The sequence below is a fragment of the Streptomyces sp. NPDC026417 genome (assembly GCF_055567695.1).
The window spans coordinates 128,887-145,917 of record NZ_JBVHPY010000004.1; the positions used below are offsets into that span (position 1 = coordinate 128,887).

At 71.6% G+C, this 17,031-nt stretch carries 16 protein-coding genes; 14 read left to right on the forward strand and 2 right to left on the reverse strand.

What is annotated here, in order from left to right; all coding sequences use genetic code 11:
* Positions 1-29 precede the first annotated feature (29 nt).
* A complete protein-coding gene (locus tag ACZ4NT_RS08210) occupies positions 30-1,040 on the reverse strand; it encodes a LacI family DNA-binding transcriptional regulator (protein WP_183116897.1) in 1,011 nt (336 codons plus the stop codon).
* Positions 1,041-1,156: 116 nt separating this feature from the next.
* Between ACZ4NT_RS08210 and ACZ4NT_RS08215 the strand changes: the two genes are divergently transcribed.
* From ACZ4NT_RS08215 to ACZ4NT_RS08280, 14 genes are all read left to right on the forward strand, one after another.
* A complete protein-coding gene (locus tag ACZ4NT_RS08215) occupies positions 1,157-2,416 on the forward strand; it encodes an MFS transporter (RefSeq protein ID WP_467724289.1) in 1,260 nt (419 codons plus the stop codon).
* Positions 2,417-2,425: 9 nt separating this feature from the next.
* Positions 2,426-3,787, forward strand: coding sequence for a Pup--protein ligase (pafA, locus tag ACZ4NT_RS08220; protein WP_121404192.1), 1,362 nt, complete (start codon positions 2,426-2,428; stop codon positions 3,785-3,787).
* Between the two features lie 508 nt (positions 3,788-4,295).
* Entirely contained in the window at positions 4,296-4,847 is a 552-nt protein-coding gene (locus ACZ4NT_RS08225) for a matrixin family metalloprotease (RefSeq protein WP_121404194.1), read from the forward strand.
* Between the two features lie 15 nt (positions 4,848-4,862).
* Positions 4,863-5,516, forward strand: a complete 654-nt coding sequence (locus tag ACZ4NT_RS08230; protein ID WP_467724292.1) for a hypothetical protein — start codon at positions 4,863-4,865, stop codon at positions 5,514-5,516.
* A gap of 154 nt (positions 5,517-5,670) precedes the next feature.
* Positions 5,671-6,645: an FKBP-type peptidyl-prolyl cis-trans isomerase gene (locus ACZ4NT_RS08235; protein ID WP_121404197.1), complete on the forward strand. Its 975-nt coding sequence runs from the start codon at positions 5,671-5,673 to the stop codon at positions 6,643-6,645.
* Between the two features lie 54 nt (positions 6,646-6,699).
* Complete coding sequence (locus ACZ4NT_RS08240) at positions 6,700-7,071, forward strand: FKBP-type peptidyl-prolyl cis-trans isomerase (RefSeq protein ID WP_121404199.1); 372 nt, start codon at positions 6,700-6,702, stop codon at positions 7,069-7,071.
* Between the two features lie 195 nt (positions 7,072-7,266).
* The gene (locus tag ACZ4NT_RS08245) at positions 7,267-8,220 is read left to right on the forward strand and encodes a WYL domain-containing protein (protein WP_121404201.1); all 954 of its coding nucleotides are present in this window, start codon (positions 7,267-7,269) and stop codon (positions 8,218-8,220) included.
* A gap of 16 nt (positions 8,221-8,236) precedes the next feature.
* Positions 8,237-9,319, forward strand: a complete 1,083-nt coding sequence (locus ACZ4NT_RS08250) for a WYL domain-containing protein (RefSeq protein WP_121404203.1) — start codon at positions 8,237-8,239, stop codon at positions 9,317-9,319.
* Positions 9,316-9,609 carry a hypothetical protein gene (locus ACZ4NT_RS08255; protein ID WP_183116898.1) on the forward strand — a complete coding sequence of 98 codons (294 nt, stop codon included), beginning with the start codon at positions 9,316-9,318 and terminating at the stop codon, positions 9,607-9,609. The genes ACZ4NT_RS08250 and ACZ4NT_RS08255 overlap by 4 nt, the downstream gene beginning before the upstream one ends.
* Before the next feature lie 24 nt (positions 9,610-9,633).
* The gene (locus ACZ4NT_RS08260) at positions 9,634-9,828 is read left to right on the forward strand and encodes a hypothetical protein (protein ID WP_121404205.1); all 195 of its coding nucleotides are present in this window, start codon (positions 9,634-9,636) and stop codon (positions 9,826-9,828) included.
* A 237-nt stretch (positions 9,829-10,065) separates the two neighbouring features.
* Positions 10,066-10,350, forward strand: coding sequence for a Sec-independent protein translocase subunit TatA (tatA, locus tag ACZ4NT_RS08265; protein WP_121404206.1), 285 nt, complete (start codon positions 10,066-10,068; stop codon positions 10,348-10,350).
* Between the two features lie 47 nt (positions 10,351-10,397).
* Positions 10,398-11,342: a twin-arginine translocase subunit TatC gene (tatC, locus tag ACZ4NT_RS08270; protein WP_467724296.1), complete on the forward strand. Its 945-nt coding sequence runs from the start codon at positions 10,398-10,400 to the stop codon at positions 11,340-11,342.
* Positions 11,343-11,372: 30 nt separating this feature from the next.
* Complete coding sequence (locus ACZ4NT_RS08275; protein ID WP_121404209.1) at positions 11,373-12,263, forward strand: diacylglycerol kinase; 891 nt, start codon at positions 11,373-11,375, stop codon at positions 12,261-12,263.
* Positions 12,264-12,309: 46 nt separating this feature from the next.
* A complete protein-coding gene (locus ACZ4NT_RS08280; protein WP_121404212.1) occupies positions 12,310-15,168 on the forward strand; it encodes a DEAD/DEAH box helicase in 2,859 nt (952 codons plus the stop codon).
* A 166-nt stretch (positions 15,169-15,334) separates the two neighbouring features.
* Here the strand turns inward: ACZ4NT_RS08280 and atzF are convergent, their stop codons facing one another.
* Entirely contained in the window at positions 15,335-16,990 is a 1,656-nt protein-coding gene (gene atzF / locus ACZ4NT_RS08285; RefSeq protein ID WP_121404214.1) for an allophanate hydrolase, read from the reverse strand.
* Positions 16,991-17,031 lie beyond the last annotated feature (41 nt).

Here is a 17,031-nt window from a genome sequence, read left to right on the forward strand (position 1 = left end):
GCCGGGGCGGGGTCCCGAGCGGGGCGGGCTCAGCGGGGCGGCGCCGTGGAGCCCCGTACGACCAGTTCGACGGGGATGTCGCCGGCCTCGGGCGTGCGGCCTTCCAGTACGGCCAGGAGGGCCGCCATGCCGCGCTCACCGAAGAGCTCGGCGTCCAGCCGTACGGTCGTCAGCTCCGGGTCGATGGCGGTGGCCAGGGCCAGGTCGTCGAGCCCGGTGACCGAGATGTCGTCGGGGACGCGCAGGCCGAGCCGCCGGACGGCCTTGTAGGCGCCCGCCGCCAGCTTGTCGTCGTCGCAGACGATCGCGGTGGGCCGTTCCCCGGGGGCGGCGAGGGCGGCCGCGGCGGCGGCCACGGCGCCCTCGATGGAGATGGGTGCGCGTGCGGTCCGCAGCCGTGCGCCGGGGACACCGGTGAGCCGGGCGGCGAGTTCCCGGGCCCGTACCTCGAAGGTCCAGGACGCGATGTCGGCCGCGAGGTGCAGGATGTGCCGGTGGCCGAGGTCGAGCAGATGCTCCACGATCTGCCGTACGCCGTCCGCGATGTCGAGGTTGACGGTCGCCGCGCCGAGGCTGCCCTCGGGGTCGCTGTCCAGCATGACGAGGGGCAGCTGGTCGCCGCGGATGTCGGTGAGGGCGTCGGCGGCCATCGAGGAGGCGAGGACGCCGTCCAGTGCGGCGCGGGCGGAGCCGAAGGGGTCGCGGGCCGGTCCGATGCCTTCGGGGGAGGGATAGAGGACCACGCCGAAGCCGTGCTCGGCGGCGACCCGGGCGGCGCCGGTGTAGACGCCGGCGAAGAACTCGGTGGTCAGGGCGGGCACCACGAGGAGCACGGTCCGGGTGCGGCCGAGGCGCAGGTTGCGGGCGGCGAGGTTGGGCCGGTAGCCGAGGTCGCGGGCGGCCTCCCGGACCCGGTCCGCGGTGGCGGCGGAGACGCGGCCCCGCCACTTCTCGCCGAGCACCAGGGAGACGGCGGCCTGGGACACCCCGGCGGCCTGGGCGACGTCCCGGCTGGTGGGGCGCGTACTACCTGGTGCCACCGGTCGACCTGTCTTTCTGCTGGACTCGCGGACTGGGCACATGGTACGTATGGGAAGCGAAGTTATACGTAAAACTTGAGGTGCGGACCGCCTCGGTGCTCGGGAGAGAAGGCGACATGGCTGCGGGATACCTGGAGATCCTGAGGGCGAAGCACGCCGCACGGCTCCTGGCGGGCACCCTGGTGGGCCGGCTGCCGAACGCCACCGCCGCGATCGCCGTCGTGCTCTTCATCCGCGCGGAGGGCGGTACCTACAGCCTGGCCGGGGCGCTGGCAGCGGTCTACGGCGTCGCCAACGCGGTGGGCCAGCCGCTGCTCGGCCGGCTCGTCGACCTCCACGGCCAGCCGCGGGTCCAGCTGCCCGCCGCGCTGGTGTCCGCCCTCGGCATGGCCGTCTTCGCGTTCGCGGGCACGGATCCGCTGCCCCTCGCCTACGTCGCCATGGTGGTGGCCGGACTCTTCACCCCTCCGCTGGAGGGCGGCCTGCGAGCCCTGTGGCCCAGCGTCCTGCGCAAGGAGGAACAGGTGCACACCGCGTACGCGATGGACGCCGTGGCGCAGGAAGTCATGTTCACCGTCGGGCCGTTGCTGGTGACGCTCTGCGTGGCGCTCTGGTCGGCCCGGGCCGCGCTGCTCGTCCTGTGCGTCATCGGCGTCCTGGGCGCCCTCTGGGTGGTCGTCTCCCCGCCCTCGCGCGCGTGGCGTTCGGCGCCGCGGGAGGCGCACTGGCTGGGCGCGCTGCGCTCACCGGGGCTGCTCGCCCTGCTCGGTGCCTTCCTGTTCATCGGCATGGCGCTCGGCTCCATCACGGTCGCCGCGGTGTCGTACGCCGACGGCCACGGCGGCGACGCGGTGTACGGCTGGCTGATGGCGGCGCTGGGCCTCGGTGCCCTGATCGGCGGCACCGTGTACGGGGCGCGCCGGTGGGTGGGGGCGCCGGAGCGCCGACTGCGGTGGCTGGTGGCCCTTCTGGGGCTGTGTTACCTGCCGCTCATGCTGATGCCGGGCCCGGTCGCGATGACCGCGCTCGCCGCGCTGTCCGGGGTGTTCCTCGCGCCCTGCATCGCCTGCGCGTTCATCATCGTCGACCGGCATGCCCCGCGCGGCACGGTCACCGAAGCGTTCTCCTGGCTGGTGACGACGTTCACGGTCGGCGCGTCGGTGGGAACGGGCCTCGCGGGGCCGGTGGTCCAGTGGGGCGGGGCGTTCTGGGGCTTCGCCGTCCCCGGTGCCGCCGGAGCCGTGTCGTTGCTGGTGCTGCTGGCCACCGGACGGGTCCTCGCAGCTCCCGCTGCGGGCGAGGTCGTTGCGGTCTCATCGGAAAATGATCCAAACCGTGCCGTCGAACCCCGTTTCAGCACAGGGGATCGGGCGTAATGTTCAGTCATGGACCGCCGCATTTTCGGGCTGGAGAACGAGTACGGCGTCACGTGTACGTTCAGGGGACAGCGCCGCCTGTCTCCCGACGAGGTGGCGCGGTACCTCTTCCGCCGTGTCGTGTCATGGGGCCGCAGCAGCAATGTCTTTCTGCGGAACGGTGCCCGCCTTTATCTCGACGTGGGATCACATCCGGAATACGCGACACCCGAATGTGACAACGTGACCGAGCTGGTCACCCACGACAAGGCCGGCGAGCGCATTCTCGAAGGACTCCTCGTCGACGCCGAACGCCGCCTGCACGAGGAAGGAATCGCGGGCGACGTCTATCTGTTCAAGAACAACACCGACTCGGCGGGCAACTCCTACGGGTGCCACGAGAACTACCTGGTGGCCCGGCACGGGGAGTTCTCCCGACTCGCGGACATTCTCATCCCCTTCCTCGTCACGCGGCAGCTGCTCTGCGGAGCCGGCAAGGTGCTGCAGACGCCGCGCGGTGCCGTGTACTGCGTGAGCCAGCGTGCCGAGCACATCTGGGAGGGCGTCAGCTCCGCGACGACCCGCTCCCGGCCCATCATCAACACCCGCGACGAGCCGCACGCCGACGCCGAGCGCTACCGCAGGCTGCACGTCATCGTCGGCGACTCGAACATGTCCGAGACCACCATGCTCCTCAAGGTGGGCGCCACCGACCTCGTGCTGCGCATGATCGAGGCGGGCACGGTGATGCGCGATCTGACCCTGGAGAACCCGATCCGGGCGATCCGCGAGGTCAGCCACGACATCACGGGCCGCCGCAAGGTGCGGCTGGCCAGCGGGCGCGAGGCCTCCGCGCTGGAGGTGCAGCGCGAGTACTTCGAGAAGGCCGTGGACTTCTGCGAGCGCCGCGGCATCCGCACCGGAACCGTCGAGCAGGTCCTGGAGCTCTGGGGCCGCACGCTCGACGCGATCGAGGCCGAGGACCTCGACCGGATCGGCACCGAGATCGACTGGGTCATGAAGTACAAGCTCATCGAGCGGTACCGGGCCAAGCACAACATGACGATGTCGCACCCGCGGGTCGCCCAGATAGACCTCGCCTACCACGACATCCACCGCCGCCGGGGGCTGTACTACCTGCTGGAGAAGAAGGGACAAGCCGCCCGGATCTGCAACGACTTGAAGATCTTCGAGGGCAAGTCGGTGCCGCCGCAGACCACGCGTGCGCGGCTGCGCGGCGACTTCATCCGGCGGGCCCAGGAGCAGCGTCGCGACTTCACCGTCGACTGGGTCCATCTCAAGCTCAACGACCAGGCGCAGCGCACCGTGCTGTGCAAGGACCCGTTCCGCTCCGTGGACGACCGTGTGGAGAAGCTGATCGCCGGAATGTGAGCCGGCGGCCCACCCGCACCGAACGCCGATGCCCGGCGGCAGTGATGCCGCCGGGCATCGGCGTTCCGCGTTCGGCGGCGGACGGAGAGGGTCCGGTGCGGTGCGGCGGGATCGGCGGGGTGAGACATTTCACGATGTCCCGAGAACGGGCCAGGTGTCCGGAATGGTTGATTCCTGAACCCTTATTTCCCGCTCGCAAGGACAAAACGCCATCTATCACCCTTCGTGGGGTGGCGTCGTTTTCGCGATTCGATATCACGTACGAAAGATCGTCCGTGAGTGACATGCCGTACCGGAGCCGTCCGCGCGTTCACCGTTCGTGCGGTGGCGGCGTAAAAGCAGAAGACCCGGCCGCGACCCGTTGTTTTACTGCGTGCAGCCGACATGGCCATGACCAGCCTGTCGGACACCAAACAGGGGGTACATCTTGCGCTGGGTCAGGACAAAGGGACGTGAGGCAGCCGTTCTCACCACGGCGGGGGCCGTCGTCGCCACCGCGCTGGTGGGCATGACCGCCTCACCCGCCGCGGCCTACTGCCGCTCCGGCATGACGAAGTGGAACAGCACCGCCAACTCCAAGACGATCGGCGCCAACACCACGTTCCCGAGCGGTCTGCGGAACGGGCTCAAGGGCGGGCTCCTGCAGTGGAACCGCAGTGGTTCCAACCTGCGCTACAACGCCCCGACGTACACCGGCGGATGGCAGATCTACGCCTTCCGCGCCTCGTACAGCTACACCAGCCTCATGGGCCCCGCGCCCGGCTACGCGGCGGCCCAGCGGTCGGGCGGCACCCACAACGGCGGGACGCTCTACCTCTCCAACCGGTTCTCCTGGGTCAACGCCAGCCAGGACATCGGCCGGAACAAGGCCGACGTCCAGACCGTCGTGGTGCACGAGGTGGGGCACTTCACCGGACTCGCCCACCCGTGGCCCGCCCACTGCCCGGACGGCTCCGCCTACACGGACGCCGAGAAGAAGTCGGTGATGACGACCATCAACACCGGCACCCGGCGCGGGCTCAACAGCGACGACATAGCCGGCGTCAAAGCCATCTACTGACCGGGGGAAACAGAAATGACCGCAGTACGCACAGCAAGGCCGCGCGCCCTGGCCCGCGCGTCGGCCGCCCTCGTCGTCCTCGTCCTCGGTGCCACGGCATGTTCCTCCGCCGCGGACCAGGGCGACCGGTCGGCGGGCGCGGGGGAGAAGAAGGTCCGCGTCATCGAGGGGCACCCCTACGCCGTGGACAGCAGTCCCGCGGCGGCGATCGGCTTCCCGCAGAACGTGAACGTCTTCGAGGGCACGGTCGTGAAGCGGCGCGCCGACGTGCACGCCACGGACGTGCTCGACGACGGCTCGACGTTCGAGGTCGTCTACACGCCGGTCGTGGTCCGGGTGGACCGGGTCCACAAGGGCGGTCTGGAGAAGGGCGACGAGGTCGTCGTGCGCTCGATGGGCGGCACGGCGGACGGCGTCCGCTACGAGGTCGAGGAGGCGCCGGCGAAGAAGACCTTCGCGGCCGGCGCCTCGCTGGTGGTGTTCGGCACGGAGTACGCGGCCGTCGACTCCGAGACGAGCCCGGCCATGACGCCCAACTTCGTCTACCGGGCGAGCGGTGGCTCGGTCGTCGACGCCACCTACGCGGGCGGGGCCCACGACGGGGGTCCGGCCGCACGGATGGACCGCGCCGAGTTCCGCGGCAAGCTCCGCGCGCTCTCGGCGCGCTAGCGTCCCCGCCCTGCTCGGGCGGTCCGCACGGAGGTGAGGGTGCCCGGGTCGTCACTCGATCCGGGCACCCGCGCGTGTCGCGATCTCCGTGCACCGATGTGCGTACGCCGTAGAGTGGCGGCCATTGCCCCGCCTCCGATCCCCAGTTGGACTGATGAACTACAACGTGAAGCGTCGCGCCGTCGCGCTGCTGGCCGTACCCGCCCTGCTGTTCACCGCCGCGTGCGGATCGGACGGTGACGACGACGGCGGCTCCACGGAAGGAGTCGCCGTCGTCACGGGGAAGGTCGGGCAGAAGCCCAAGATCTCCGTCCCCAAGGGCGACCCGTCGGAGAAGACGGTGACCAAGACCGTCGTCACGGGCGACGGCAAGGTGATCGACAAGTCGGACTTCGTCCGGCTGGACTGGACCGTCGAGAAGTGGGACGGCGCCAAGGAACTCGGCGGCACCTGGGCCTCCGCGAGCGGGGGCAGCACGCCCCGCCAGCAGGCCGTGGAGCGGGTCGGACAGCAGAGCCAGCAGCTGCCCGCCAAGGTGCTGGACGCCGTCAAGGGCGAGAAGCAGGGCAGCCGGGTCCTGGTGCAGGGCACCGCGGGCGACCTGATCGGCGAGAACCTGAACACGTCCTCCGGCATCGCCAAGGACGACGTGCTCATCTGGGTGGTCGACGCCGACGGTGCGGCCGCCGTCGACTCCAAGGCGGAGGCCAAGGGCGAGCAGGCCGCCCCCGCGCCGGGCATGCCGGTGGTGAAGGCCCCGTCGCAGAAGCCGGCGACCATCACCATCCCGAAGAACACCAAGGCTCCCAAGGACCTCAAGGAGCAGGTGCTCATCAAGGGCACCGGCCCGAAGGTCAAGGCGGGGCAGGGCATCATCGCCCAGTACACCGGCGTCAAGTGGGAGGACGGCAAGACGTTCGACTCCTCCTGGAACCACGGTGGCGCCACCGGCTTCCAGATCGGCACCGGCTCCGTCATCCAGGGCTGGGACAAGGGCCTCGTCGGCAAGAACGTGGGCGACCGCGTCCTGCTCGTGATCCCGCCCTCGCTCGCCTACGGCTCGAACCCCCAGAGCGAGCTGGCCAAGAACACGCTGGTCTTCGTAGTGGATATCCTCGGAACGGTCTGACCGCGGTGTCACTGACACCGTCCGGGACCATGCCGCGTAACAAGGAGCAATGAAGTGAGCATCGAGAAGCCCGAGATCGACTTCCCGGGCGGCGAGCCCCCGGCGGACCTCGAGATCAAGGACATCTGGGAGGGCGACGGACCGGTCGCCAAGGCCGGCGACACGGTCAAGGTCCACTACGTGGGCGTGGCCTTCTCCACCGGCGAGGAGTTCGACGCCTCCTGGAACCGCGGCACCCCGCTGCAGTTCCAGCTCGGTGTCGGCCAGGTCATCTCCGGCTGGGACCAGGGCGTGCAGGGCATGAAGGTCGGCGGCCGTCGCCAGCTGACCATCCCGGCGCACCTCGCCTACGGCGACCGCGGCGCCGGCGGCCGGATCGCCCCGGGCGAGACGCTGATCTTCGTGTGCGACCTGGTCTCGGTCTGAGCCGTCGGAGGAACCGCACCCGATCCGATCATCGTAAGAACAGGATCGCGGTCCGATCTTCGTACGCCGCGTGATCGAAGTCCGACCGGACCCGATCACCTGGGCCCATGCCTGTCCGGCATGGGCCCTCGGCTTTTGCCGCGACACTCCGGAGCGGTACGGTCATCGGTCGGAAGCACCATAGGAAGGGCGTCGATGGCCATTGCCAAGGCCGAGCGGCTGATGAACCTGGCGCTGTGTCTGCTGGGGACGCGGCGGCCGCTCACCAAGCGCGAGCTGCGCGAGTCCATCGAGGCCTACCTGGAGGCCGGGTCGGACGACTCCTTCAACCGGATGTTCGAGCGCGACAAGGACGACCTGCGCGAACTGGGTCTGGTCATCGAGACCGTGGAGAACCTCGACGGCGAGATCGGCTACCTGGCCCGCCGCGACAGCAACCGCCTGCCGCCCATCACGCTCGACGCCGAGGAGGCCGCCGCGCTGGGGCTCCTGGCCAAGGTCTGGCAGCAGGCCCGGCTGGCCGGTGCGGCGAGCGGCGCCCTGCAGAAGCTGCGCGCCGCGGGGCTGCCCGAGGACGTGGACCCCTACGAGGCGCACGGCGCCCTGGAACCGCACATCCCCGTGCACGAGGCGGCCTTCGAACCGCTGATGCTGGCCTGCCGCGACCGCCGCCCGGTCGCCTTCGACTACCGCAAGGCCACCGCCGCCCGGCCCGAGCCCCGTACGGTCGAACCGTGGGCCCTGGAGTGCTGGCGCGGCCACTGGTACCTGGCCGGATGGGACCGCGACCGCGGTGCCGAACGCGTCTTCCGGCTCTCCCGGATCACCGGCAAGGTGCGCACCCGCTCCGGGAAGTTCACCGCCGAGGTCCCCGACGTCGTCACCGTCCGGGTGACCGTCGCGAGCTGGGCCGGTGAGAACGCCGACCGCTCCGCCCTGATCCGGCTGCGCGCGGGCGCCGGCTACCCGCTGCGCGCCAAGGCCGTCTCCGTACGGGAACTCGGCGACGGGTGGGACGAGTTGGAAATCCCGTACGGGCACGGCCTCGACGCCTGGCTCGTGGAGTTCGGGCCGGACGTGGTCGTCCTGGAGCCCGCCGAGCTGCGGGCCGACGTAGTGGACCGGCTGCGCGCCGTGGCCAAGGGCTGAGGGGGACACGAGCAACGTGGCAGGCAAACCGGCCAGGCCGGCGAACGCCATCGACCAGACCCGGCGGATGCTGTCGCTGGTGACCTATCTGCGCGAGCGTCCCGGCGCACGGGTCAGTGACGTGGCGCGCGCCTTCGGCATCAGCGAGGACGAGCTGATCTCCGACCTCGACGTGCTGCCGCTGTGCGGCACCAGCTTCCGCGGGGGCGACCTCCTCGACATCGACACCGACGGCGACCGCATCTGGTGGCACAACCCGGCCGCCCTCGGCGCGGAGGCCGCCGAGCCGCTGCGCCTGGCGGCCGACGAGGCGACCGCGCTGCTCGTCGCCGCGCGTGCGGTCTCCACCCTGCCCGGGCTGCGCGAGGGCGACCGGCAGGCGCTGCTGCGGGCCACCGCCAAGGTCGAGGCCGCGGCCGGCGAGACCGCCGGCGCCAGCTCCCGGCTCTCGGTCACCTTCGAGTCCGAGGGCGGTGTCTTCGCGGACGTCGACCGGGCCATCTCGGAGCGGCGCCGCCTGTGGATCCGCTACTACTCGCCCGCCCGCGACGAGCTCTCCGAGCGCGAGATCGACCCCATCCGCCTGGTCAGCGTCGGGCACACCTATGTGGAGGCGTGGTGCCGCCGCTCCGAGGCGCGGCGCACCTTCCGGCTGGACCGGGTCGCCGAGATCCGCATCCTGGACGAGCCGTCCGCGCCGCCCGAGATCGAGCTGCGGGACCTCTCCGAAGGGCTCGTGCAGCCCGCGGCCGAGGACCCCGAGGTGGTGATCGAGGTCGGCCCCGGCGGCCGCTGGGTCGCCGAGTACTACCCGCACGACAGTGCGGAGGAGCTGCCCGACGGGGGCCTGCGGATCACCCTGCGGGCGCCCGACCCGGCCTCGCTGCGCCGGCTCGCGCTGCGACTCGGCGGCGACGGCCGGATCGTGTCGCCGCAGGACCTCGCGGACAGTGCCCGCCGGGCCGCCCGCGAGGCGCTGGCCGCGTACGACGAGCCGGAGCCGCCCGCGGCGCTCGGCGCGCCTCGCCCGACCGCCGGGCGGGGCACGCCCCACGGAGTTCAGGACGAGCTGTACGACAGGCAGGAGCAGGGGCTGTGAGCACGTCGGCGATCTCTGGTGCACGGGACATGTCGGTGGCGTCGGCGTTCGCCGGGATGACGAGAGTGGCCCCCGTCCTCTTCAGAGCCGCTTGCCCCGACTGCCGCGGCCGCTTCGAGCTCTCCGCCGCCGCGCTGCGGCTGGCCATCGGCGCCAGCAGCCGCACCACGTTCTACTCCTTCACCTGCCCCGAGTGCGGTGAGGCCGTACGCAGGCCCGCCGGCGAGCGCATCGTCGAACTGCTCACCGGGGGCGGCGTGCGGACGCTGCGCCTGCACTCCAGGATCTGAGCGGCAGCGGCTAGGGTCGACGACATGTTCTGGCCGATGTTCGCGATCGCTGTGGGTTTCCTGGGAATTGCCGTCCTCGGCGTGCTGGCCGTCCGTGTCTTCCTGGAGGCCGAGCGTCTGGGCCGGCAGGTGGCGGACTCCGCGCAGCGCATCAACCGGGCCGCGGAGGACCTGGAGCGGGTCGCCACGACCACCGCCCGCTCCGTGGACGCCCTGTGAGTCGCGGGTTCCCCGCGGTTCCCGGGGCTTTCCGCCTGTCGACCCGCCGGGGCGGCCGGGTACGCTGCTCAGTGTGGCCCGGATACGAGGCGCGGGTCGCGAACTGGGAGTACGCACAGGGATTGCCCCGCGTTCACCCCTGAGCGTTACGATCGCTGGCAGCACGACGATCGGGCACATGTCCGACCGATCGAACAGCACCCATTCCATGCCGCCTCGGTGAGAAGGTAAAGACTTATGTTCGGAAGGCTCGGAGCCCCCGAGATCATTCTCATCCTCGTCGTCATCATCCTGCTGTTCGGCGCGAAGAAGCTTCCGGACATGGCCCGCTCCCTCGGCAAGTCCGCTCGCATCCTCAAGAGCGAGGCCAAGGCCATGAAGACGGAGGGCCAGGACCCGGCCCCCGCGGGCCCGCCGAACACCGACGAGCAGTCCCCGTCTCAGCGCACGATCCAGGCCGCGCCCGGCGACGTGACCAGCTCGCGCCCGGTGGCCGAGCCGACGGACACGACCAAGCGCTGACGCAGGGCCGGAGGCCTCCGGCCCGCCGCACGAGATGAGGACGTGGGTTGCTCAAGTCTGCCCGCAAGAAGGAGAAGGATCCCGAGGGGCGGATGCCCCTCGCGGAGCACCTTCGTGAGCTCCGCAACCGGCTCGCGAAGGCGATGCTGGCCATCGTCGCCGTCACGGTCGTCGCCGCCTTCTTCTACTACGACATCATCAACTTCATCACCGAGCCGATCCTCAGCAAGGTCGGCTGCCACCAGACCTTCGAGGAGCTGTCCAAGTCCTCGGACCCCCAGTGCGCGCAGCTGACCGTCAGCGGTCTCCTCATGCCCTTCACGCTGGCGCTCAAGGTCTCGCTGATGGCCGGTGTCGTCCTGGCCTCGCCGGTCTGGCTCTACCAGCTGTGGGCGTTCGTCGCGCCCGGCCTGCACCGGCACGAGAAGAAGTACGCCTACGGGTTCGTCGGCCTCGGTGCCCCGCTCTTCCTCGGCGGCGCCTTCTTCGCCTACAAGGTGCTGCCGACCACCGCGAAGGTGCTCCTGGACTTCACGCCCGACGGTGCGGTCAACCTGCTCCCGTTGGACGACCTGCTGGACCTCGTGACGCGGATGGTCGTCGTCTTCGGCCTGTCCTTCGAGCTGCCCCTGCTGCTGATCTTCCTCAACCTCACGGGAATGATCACCGGTCAGCGGATGCTGGGCTGGTGGCGCGCGATGATCCTCGGCATCACGCTGTTCGCGGCGCTCGCGACGCCGAGCACGGACCCGCTGAGCATGCTGGCCCTCGCCGGCCCGATCTGGGTCCTGTACTTCCTCGCGGTGCTCTTCTCCCTCCTGAACGACCGGCGCAGGCGACTGCGCGACGCCGAGGGCCCCGCCGACGACGAGGCCTCCGAGCTCGACCTCACCCCCGAGGACATCGGCGAGATCGAAGCCGTCCCCGCGGGACGGGCGGTTCCCGAGCAGGCGAGCACGGACCGGGTCAACGGTTATGACGACGTGACCTGAGCAGGCGCCGCGACCTCGTAGGGTCGGGCCGTGACCAGCGAGATCGCCCTCTTCGTCAACCCCACCGCGGGCCGCGGCCGGGGCGCCCGCGCGGCGCACCCGGCCGCTTCGGCGTTGCGGGCGGCGGGCTTCCGGGTGCGGACGGTCCTCGGACGGGACGCCGAGGACGCCCTCCGGTGCGCGCGTGCCGCCGTCGCGGAGGGCGTCGAAGCCCTGGTGGCCGTCGGCGGGGACGGCATGGCGAATCTGGCCCTGCAGGCCGTCGCCGGGACCCGTACGCCGCTGGGGCTGGTCCCCGTCGGCACCGGCAACGACTTCGCGCGGGCCCTGGGCCTCCCGGTGCGGGACCCGGCGGCCGCGGGACGGCAGATCGCCGACGCGCTCAGGTGCGGCCGGCTGCGTGACGTCGACCTCGGGCGGGTGGCCGGCACCTGGTTCGGCACCGTCCTCGCCTCCGGCTTCGACTCGCGGGTCAACGACCGCGGCAACCGGATGCGGTGGCCCGCCGGACGGTTCGCGTACGACCTGGCGATCCTCGCGGAGCTGGCCTCCTTCAAGCCCCTCCCGTACCGCATCACCCTGGACGGCGGCGACGTCCGGGAGGTCGAGGCGACGCTGGTGGCCGTCGGCAACGGGTCGTCGTACGGCGGCGGCATGCGGATCTGTGCCGACGCAGACCTCGAGGACGGGCTCTTCGACGTCACCGTCGTCGGGGACTGCAGCCGCACGACGCTGCTCACGGTGTTCCCCAAGGTGTACAAGGGCACCCACCTCGGCCATCCCAAGGTGACCGTCCACCGGGCCGCCCGCGTCGAGCTGGTGGCCGAGGGCGTCACCGGGTACGCCGACGGGGAGCCGCTCGGGCCGCTGCCGCTGACCGCCGAGTGCGTGCCCGCGGCGGTCCGTATCGCCGTGCCCTGAGCTGCTGAGCTGCGCGGATCAGGGTTGCGGGCCATCGGATCGGATAATGATCGTCCTGTTGTCAGTGCCTGCCGGTAGGCTCGAAAGCACGATGACAGAGGACCTCTCACCGGCCGAGCGGTACGCGGCAGCACGGAAGCGCGCTGCCGAGCAGGCCACCGCGCTCGCCTCCTTCCGCGAGATGTACGACTTCGGTCTCGACCCCTTCCAGATCGAGGCCTGTCAGGCGCTCGAGAAGGGCAAGGGCGTGCTGGTGGCCGCGCCCACCGGCTCGGGCAAGACGATCGTCGGCGAGTTCGCCGTCCACCTGGCCCTCCAGCAGGGCAAGAAGTGCTTCTACACGACCCCCATCAAGGCACTCTCCAACCAGAAGTACTCCGACCTCGCGCGCCGCTACGGAGCGGACAAGGTCGGGCTGCTCACCGGCGACAACAGCGTCAACTCGGACGCCCCGGTGGTCGTGATGACCACCGAGGTGCTGCGCAACATGCTCTACGCCGGCTCGCAGACCCTGCGCGGCCTCGGCTACGTGGTGATGGACGAGGTGCACTACCTCTCCGACCGCTTCCGGGGCGCCGTCTGGGAGGAGGTGATCATCCACCTCCCCGAGTCCGTGACCCTGGTGTCGCTCTCGGCGACCGTGTCGAACGCCGAGGAGTTCGGGGACTGGCTGGACACGGTGCGCGGCGACACCCAGGTGATCGTCTCCGAGCACCGGCCCGTGCCTCTCTTCCAGCACGTGCTGGCCGGCCGGCGGATGTACGACCTGTTCGAGGAGGGCGAGGGCCGGCGCAAGGCCGTCAATCCCGACCTCACGCGCCTGGCGCGCATGGAGGCGAGCCGTCCGTCGTACCAGGACCGCAGGCGCGGCCGGGCGATGCGCGAGGCCGACCGCGAGCGTGAGCGCCGGCAGCGATCACGGGTCTGGACTCCGAGCCGCCCCGAGGTCATCGAGCGGCTCGACGCCGAGGGGCTGCTGCCCGCCATCACGTTCATCTTCAGCCGCGCCGCCTGCGAGGCCGCCGTCCAGCAGTGCCTGTACGCGGGCCTGCGGCTGAACGACGACGAGGCGCGGGTGCGGGTGCGGGAACTCGTCGAGGAGCGCACCGCCTCCATCCCCACCGAAGACCTGCACGTCCTCGGGTACTACGAGTTCCTGGAGGGCCTGGAGCGCGGCATCGCGGCCCACCACGCGGGCATGCTGCCCACGTTCAAGGAGGTCGTCGAGGAACTCTTCGTGCGCGGCCTGGTCAAGGCCGTCTTCGCCACCGAGACCCTCGCGCTCGGCATCAACATGCCGGCCCGGTCCGTGGTGCTGGAGAAGCTCGTCAAGTGGAACGGCGAGCAGCACGCCGACATCACCCCGGGCGAGTACACGCAGCTGACCGGCAGGGCCGGCCGCCGAGGCATCGATGTCGAGGGCCACGCGGTCGTCCTGTGGCAGCGCGGCATCAGCCCCGAGCACCTGGCGGGACTCGCCGGCACGCGCACCTATCCGCTCCGCTCCAGCTTCAAGCCGTCGTACAACATGGCGGTGAACCTGGTGGAGCAGTTCGGACGGCACCGCTCCCGCGAGCTGCTGGAGACGTCGTTCGCCCAGTTCCAGGCCGACAAGTCGGTCGTCGGCATCTCCCGGCAGGTGCAGCGCAACGAGGAGGGTCTCGAAGGCTACAAGGAGTCGATGACCTGCCACCTCGGGGACTTCGAGGAGTACGCGCGGCTGCGCCGTGAACTCAAGGACCGCGAGACCGAGCTGGCCAAGCAGGGCGCGGCCCAGCGCAGGGCCGAGGCCGCCGTGGCCCTGGAGAAGCTCAAGCCGGGCGACGTCATCCACGTCCCGACCGGCAAGTTCGCGGGACTGGCCCTCGTCCTGGACCCAGGGCTCCCCGCCGGCCGCTCCAACGGCCACCGGGGCTTCGAGCACGTCGACGGGCCGCGTCCCCTGGTGCTCACCGCCGAGCGACAGGTCAAGCGGCTGGCCTCGATGGACTTCCCGGTGCCGGTGGAGGCACTGGAGCGGATGCGGATCCCGAAGTCCTTCAACGCGCGCTCGCCGCAGTCCCGCCGTGACCTCGCCTCCGCGCTGCGCACCAAGGCCGGGCACATCGTGCCGGACCGGCTGAACAAGAAGCGGTCCGCGGCGGCCGACGACCGTGAGATCGCCCGGCTGCGCACCGCCATCCGCGCGCACCCCTGCCACGGGTGCAGCGACCGGGAGGACCACGCCCGTTGGGCCGAGCGGTACCACCGGCTGCTGCGTGACACCTCGCAGCTGGAGCGCCGCATCGAGGGCCGGACGAACACCATCGCCCGGACCTTCGACCGCATCGTCGCGCTCCTGACCGAACTGGACTACCTGCGCGGCGACGAGGTCACGGAGAACGGCAAGCGGCTCGCCCGGCTCTACGGTGAACTCGACCTCCTCGCCAGCGAGTGCCTGCGCGCCGGCGTCTGGGAAGGGCTCGGCCCGGCCGAACTGGCCGCGTGCGTCTCCGCGTTGGTGTACGAGTCCCGGGTCGGTGACGACGCCATGGCGCCGAAGGTGCCGTCCGGCGGCGCCAAGGCCGCGCTCGGCGAGATGGTCCGTATCTGGGGCCGCCTCGACGCCCTGGAGGAGGACTTCCGGATCAACCAGACGGAGGGCGTCGGCCAGCGCGAGCCGGATCTCGGCTTCGCCTGGGCCGCCCACCAGTGGGCGTCCGGCAAGGGCCTGGACGAGGTGCTGCGCGAGGCGGAGATGCCGGCGGGCGACTTCGTGCGCTGGTGCAAGCAGGTCATCGACGTGCTGGGGCAGATCGCCGCCGCCGCACCGGTCTCCGGCCAGACCTCGACGGTCGCGAAGAACGCCCGCAAGGCGGTCGACGGACTGCTGCGCGGGGTCGTGGCCTACTCCTCGGTGGGGTAGCCGCGCGACCCTTGCTCATCGGTGCGCCGTCCTCGGCAGAGGGCGGCGCGCCTGCGTCCGGGGTCGGGCCGGGCCGGTCGTTCGCCGCTGCCGGGCCGACGCGCGGCTTCGATCCACGGGGGACGGTGCTCCGGACCGCTGCGCACGGCGGCCCGGAGCCGGTGGGTCAGCGGTTCCGGTAGGCGCGCCAGCCGCCGTGCGCCGTGATGTCCGCCGCGTCGGCGAGCGCCGCGGGCTCGCACAGGAAGCCGGGCACGTGACCGCCGTCGGCGAGCTCGACGCGGCCGAGGGTCATCGGCCGCGGCAGCGCGGCCACCAGCCGGCCGAGCCCCTCGGCGGGCAGCCGCCACACCTCGGCCTCGATCGCGGCGCCGCCCGCGCCCACGTGGACGAGCCCCGGTTTCGGTGGCGTGGTGGCCAGCGCGTGCAGGCGGTAGACGGGCGCTGTGGTGGTCGTGCGCTCGTACTCGGCGCCCAGCGCGAGGAGTTGAGGGTTGAGGGGTTCACCCGAGAGGTGCGCCCCGACGACCGCGATCCGCAGGGGTGGCTGAACCAGCCGGGCGATCGTGGCGAGCCGCTCGTCGGTGAAGGCGGGGCCGATCAGCATGACGCCGAACGGCAGCCCGGCCACCTCGCCGCCGGGGACGGCGACGGCCGCCAGGTCGAAGAGATTCGTGGAGTTGGTGAAGCGGCCCAGCCGGGCGTTGGCGCCCAGCGGGTCGGCGGCGACCTCGTCGAGGGTGGGATGGCCGGGCGCGGTCGGCAGCAACAGGGCGTCCGCGTCGCCGAGTTCGGTGAGGGCCCGGCCGCGGAGGCCGGCGAGACGCTCCTGGTCGGCGAAGAGGCGGTGCGCGGGGATGTCCCGGGCTCGGGTGATGATGCCGGCGACGGTGGGGTCGAGCCCGTCGCCCCCATCCGCGATCAACTTGTCGACAAAGCTCCCCACCGCGGCGTAGCGCTCGGCCACGAACGCGCCCTCGTAGAGCATCGCGGCGGCCTCGGTGAACGGCGTGAGGTCGAGGGTGCGCACGTCCGCCCCCGCGGCGCGCAGCAGAGCGAGCGTCTCCTCGAACGCCGCCGCCCACCCCTCGTCGAGGTCTCCCAGTTGCGCGGCCGGCGGGGCCGCCACCCGCCACGGCCCCGGTGTCCGGCGGGGGAGGGGCGGCAGGTCGCGTCCGGACGGGGACATCAGGTGGGCCAGTGCCTGTTCGGCCTCGGGCAGGGTGCGGGCGAAGACCGTCACGCAGTCGAGGGAGGCGCAGGCGGGCACGACGCCGGTCGTCGGGACGAGGCCGCGGGTGGGCTTGAGGCCGACGATGCCGTTGAAGGCCGCGGGAATGCGGCCGGAGCCCGCCGTGTCCGTGCCGAGGGCCAGGTCGACGAGGCCGAGGGCCACCGCGACGGCCGAGCCGGAGCTGGAGCCGCCGCTGATCCGGGCCGGGTCGAGGGCGTTGCGGACCGCGCCGTAGGGGGAGCGGGTGCCGACCAGGCCGGTGGCGAACTGGTCCAGGTTCGTGGTGCCGAGCAGGACGGCACCCGCCGCGCGGAGGCGGGCGACCGCAGGAGCGTCCGCCTCGGGCGCGTAGGCGTACGACGGGCAGCCCGCCGTGGTCGGCAGACCGGCCACGTCGATGTTGCCCTTCGCGGCGAACAGCTTCCCGGCCAGGGGGAGGCGCGCACCCGCGGCCACCCGGGCGTCGACGGCCCGGGCCTCCTCCTCGACCTCCGCCCGGGAGCGGAGGCCGATCCAGATCTCGGGGCGGTCGACCGCCTCGATGCGGGCAAGGGCGAGACGGGCACGGTCGAGCGCGGTGGACGGCATCGGAACTCCTCGCCGGGAACGGATGGTCGTGGCAACAGGAA

Coding starts and splice junctions, on each gene's coding strand:
- ACZ4NT_RS08215 (WP_467724289.1), top strand. CDS start 1,157: ATGGCTGCGGGATACCTGGAGATCCTGAGGGCGAAGCACGCCGCACGG.
- pafA (WP_121404192.1), top strand. CDS start 2,426: ATGGACCGCCGCATTTTCGGGCTGGAGAACGAGTACGGCGTCACGTGT.
- ACZ4NT_RS08225 (WP_121404194.1), top strand. CDS start 4,296: ATGACCGCCTCACCCGCCGCGGCCTACTGCCGCTCCGGCATGACGAAG.
- ACZ4NT_RS08230 (WP_467724292.1), top strand. CDS start 4,863: ATGACCGCAGTACGCACAGCAAGGCCGCGCGCCCTGGCCCGCGCGTCG.
- ACZ4NT_RS08235 (WP_121404197.1), top strand. CDS start 5,671: ATGAACTACAACGTGAAGCGTCGCGCCGTCGCGCTGCTGGCCGTACCC.
- ACZ4NT_RS08245 (WP_121404201.1), top strand. CDS start 7,267: ATGGCCATTGCCAAGGCCGAGCGGCTGATGAACCTGGCGCTGTGTCTG.
- ACZ4NT_RS08260 (WP_121404205.1), top strand. CDS start 9,634: ATGTTCTGGCCGATGTTCGCGATCGCTGTGGGTTTCCTGGGAATTGCC.
- tatA (WP_121404206.1), top strand. CDS start 10,066: ATGTTCGGAAGGCTCGGAGCCCCCGAGATCATTCTCATCCTCGTCGTC.
- ACZ4NT_RS08280 (WP_121404212.1), top strand. CDS start 12,310: ATGATCGTCCTGTTGTCAGTGCCTGCCGGTAGGCTCGAAAGCACGATG.
- atzF (WP_121404214.1), bottom strand. CDS start 16,990: ATGCCGTCCACCGCGCTCGACCGTGCCCGTCTCGCCCTTGCCCGCATC.